The sequence below is a fragment of the Pseudomonas sp. DE0157 genome (assembly GCF_007678615.1).
Lineage (GTDB): Bacteria > Pseudomonadota > Gammaproteobacteria > Pseudomonadales > Pseudomonadaceae > Aquipseudomonas > Aquipseudomonas parafulva_B.
This window is the reverse complement of the sequence record NZ_VEJN01000047.1, coordinates 1-446: the sequence shown is the minus strand read 5'-3', so window position 1 is coordinate 446 and position 446 is coordinate 1. Positions and strand designations below refer to the sequence as shown.

1 protein-coding gene is annotated in these 446 nt (G+C 49.6%); it reads right to left on the bottom strand.

Annotated elements, in window-relative coordinates; all coding sequences use genetic code 11:
• A partial coding sequence (locus FS777_RS21285) for an IS3 family transposase (RefSeq protein ID WP_145257598.1) occupies nt 1–446 on the bottom strand: 446 nt, incomplete at both ends.

Sequence of the window (446 nt, the reverse complement as noted above, 5' to 3'; positions counted from 1 at the left end):
CGAAATTGTATCGGACTCAGGCCATCAAGTCTGAGGCTGATGCGTTTTTGGTTGTAGTAAGCGATGTAATCATCAAGTCCTGAAGCCAACTGCTCGACATTTTCAAACGACTCCAGGTAAAAATATTCGCTCTTGAGTGTGCCGAAAAAGCTTTCCATTGCGGCGTTGTCTAGGCAGTTGCCCTTACGCGACATACTCTGCTCAATGTTCTTCTCGGCCAGCATATGCCGGTAAGTGGGCTGCCTGTACTGCCATCCTTGATCGGAGTGCAATATCGGTTTATCACCTGGATTCAGCCGCTCAAAGGCTTGCTCAAGCATTGCCGAGACCATCTTGAACTCCGGGCGCCGGTTAATCTGATAAGCGAGGATTTCGCCGTTATACAGGTCCATCAACGGCGAAAGAAACAGCTTCTGCCCCTTCACTTTGAACTCTGTCACGTCGGT